The sequence below is a fragment of the Zoogloea sp. genome, assembly GCF_041911615.1.
Lineage (GTDB): Bacteria > Pseudomonadota > Gammaproteobacteria > Burkholderiales > Rhodocyclaceae > Zoogloea.
In genome coordinates this window covers 1-2,771 of record NZ_JAYROR010000016.1, presented here as the reverse complement: position 1 = coordinate 2,771, position 2,771 = coordinate 1, and the positions used below count along the sequence as shown (strand labels likewise).

The 2,771-nt window shown below is 66.5% G+C and carries 2 protein-coding genes; both read left to right on the top strand.

From position 1 onward, the window contains the following. On the top strand, nucleotides 1–727 hold a 727-nt coding region (locus ACE3P2_RS02480), incomplete at its 5' end, for a CZB domain-containing protein (protein WP_374260600.1). A gap of 55 nt (nucleotides 728–782) precedes the next feature. Next, the coding region (locus tag ACE3P2_RS02475; RefSeq protein WP_374260597.1) for a PAS domain S-box protein at nucleotides 783–2,771 on the top strand (1,989 nt) is incomplete at its 3' end.

The window sequence follows — 2,771 nt, the reverse complement described above, 5'->3', positions numbered from 1 at the left end:
GCTGGTGACCGAGATTTCGGAAGCGAGCCAGGAGCAGAGCGGCGGGATCGAGCAGGTGACCCAGGCGGTCGGGCAGATGGACGAGGTGACCCAGCAGAACGCGGCCCTGGTCGAGGAGGCCGCCGCCGCCGCCGAGAGCCTGCAGGAGCAGTCCCAGTCGCTGGTGCGCGCGGTGGCGCATTTCCGGCTCGAAGGCGGTGGGGCGGCGGGGCAGCCGGGCGCCCTGGATTTCGACGGCGTGATTCAGGCCCACATGGGCTGGAAGCAGAAGCTGCGCAATTTCCTGGCGGGCGAGGGCGAGCCCCTCGATCCGGCGGTCGTCTCCCGCGACGACAAATGCGTGCTCGGCTGCTGGATCCACGGCGACGGCCAGCGTTACGCCAAGGACGCCGGCTATACCCGCCTGCGCGAAAGCCATGCCGCCTTCCACCGCTGTGCCGGCGAGGTGATCCGCGCGCAGCTGAGCGGCGACGAGGCGGGCGCCAAACGCCTGCTGCTGAACGATTTTGCGGTGCTGTCCGACGACACCATCCAGGAAATTCGCAAGATGAAGCACAGCCACGCCGCGCAGTCATCGGCACTGCCCGTGGCGCCGCAACCCCTGCCGAGGGCCCGGGTGTCGCCACTGCCGGTGCGGGCGGCTAAAGCCGGCAGGATCGGCACGCCCTTGCCCAAGGTCCGGCAACAGGCCGCCAATCTGGCGGAGAGCGAATGGGAAGAGTTTTGAACGCCGCGAGTCACCAAGGCACGCCTGAGCACGACTGGTTCAGAAGGAACGACAAATGAAAATCAACATGCCCGTCACCCAACACGAAGTCGAGCTGGCCGAGAATTGCCTGATCGTCTCGAAGACCGATCTGAAAGGGCAGATCACCTACATCAACCGCGATTTCATGGAGGTCAGCGGTTTTTCGGAGGACGAGCTGATCGGCCGGTCCCACAACATCGTCCGCCACCCGGACATGCCGGTCGAGGCGTTCGAGGACTTCTGGGGTGCCCTCAAGGAAAACCGGCCTTGGGTGGGCCTGGTGAAGAACCGTTGCAAGAACGGCGATTTCTACTGGGTGGAGGCACATGCCGCGCCGATCGTCCAGGACGGCAAGACGGTGGGCTACATGTCGGTGCGACGCAAGGCGCAGCGGGACCGGATCCAGGCCGCCGAGGCCGCTTACGCGCTTTTCCGCGAAGGCAAGGCGGGCGGGCTGCGGATTCGCGATGGCCGGGTCGTCCAGAGCGGGCTCTTCGGGCCGCTGCGGAACGTGGTGGCGGGGCTCAAGGTGCGCAGCGCGCTGGTGCTGTCGATGGCCGTGCTGACGGTGATCGTGGTGGCCCAAGGGGTCATCGGCGTCACCAAGCTGGCCGATGCCAACCAGGATGGCGAAATGCTCGTCGAGCGCCGCCTGAAGCCTTCGCTCGACGTGATGAAGATCGAAGCGGCGCTGGCCGAGGCCCGCGCCCAGACGCTCTTGGGCCTGCTCCACGCGCCCGATGCGGCCGTCAGCAAGATGCACGAGCATCCGCTCAGCATCCACCTCGATGCGATGGACAAGGCCCAGGCCGAGGCCGAACGGATGCGTCAGGGTTACGCCGAGTACGCCAAGGCGGCGCCGGAGGACCAGCAGGCGCGCTTCAAGAAGCTCTCCGACGCCCAGGAGGCATTCATTGCCCAGGGGCTCAAGCCGGCCCGTGAGGCGCTGGCGGCGGGACGCTACGAAGACGCCAGCCGGATTGTGCTGAACGAGGTTCAGCCGCGTTACAAGACGACGATGGAAAACGGCGCCGCGGTGCTGGAGGATCTGGCCGCCCGTGTCGATGAGCAGCGCAAGCACCAAGCCTCGACGATGAGCGAGACGATCACCCTGACCGTCATCGGGGTGGTGATTGCGATCCTGTTCGCCGCGGGGCTGGCCTGGTGGCTGGTGCGGCGTGTGGTGGGGCCGCTGCGCAGCGCGCTGGACGTCTTCCAGCAGATTGCTCAGGGTAACTTCCATTCCGCCATTGAAACCGGCCGGCGCGACGAACTCGGCCAGGTGCTCGACGGCCTTGAATCGATGCAGGTGCGCCTCGGCTACGACGTGGCCGAAGCGAAGATCGTCTCCGACGGCATGGCGCAGATCAAGGTGGGCCTCGATACCGTCGAGACCAACGTGCGCATCGCCGACAACCAGGGCCGCGTGATCTACGCCAACCCGGCGCTGCTCAAGACCATCCGCGGTATCGAGGATCGCATCCGCGAGCACTCGCCCACGTTCAGCGCCGACACCTTCGTGGGTAGCAGCATCGGTCTGCTTTATCCCGATTCGGAAGCCGCGCTCATGCGTCTGGCGGCGCTGACCCAGACCACGCGCACCCAGATGGTGATCGGCGGACGGACCTTCGATGTGACCACCAGCCCGATCTTCAGCGCGAGCGGGGAACGACTCGGTTCGGTGGGCGAATGGCGTGACCGTACCGAAGAGCTCGCCGCCGAGCGCGAAGTACAGGCCATCGTGTCGGCGGCGGCCGACGGCGACTTCTCGGCGCGCCTCGAGAGCACCGGCAAGACCGGCTTCTTCCTGGACCTGTCCAACGGCATGAACCGCCTGATGGAGGGCGTTGCGGCCAGCCTCGGCGACCTGGGCCGGGTGATGAACGCGATCGCCCGTGGTGATCTGACGGAGAAGATCACGGCGGAGTACGGTGGGACGTTCGGTCAGCTGAAGGACGACACGAACACGACGGTGGAGCGTCTGCGGGAGGTGGTGAGCCAGATCAAGGAGGCGTCGGAGTCG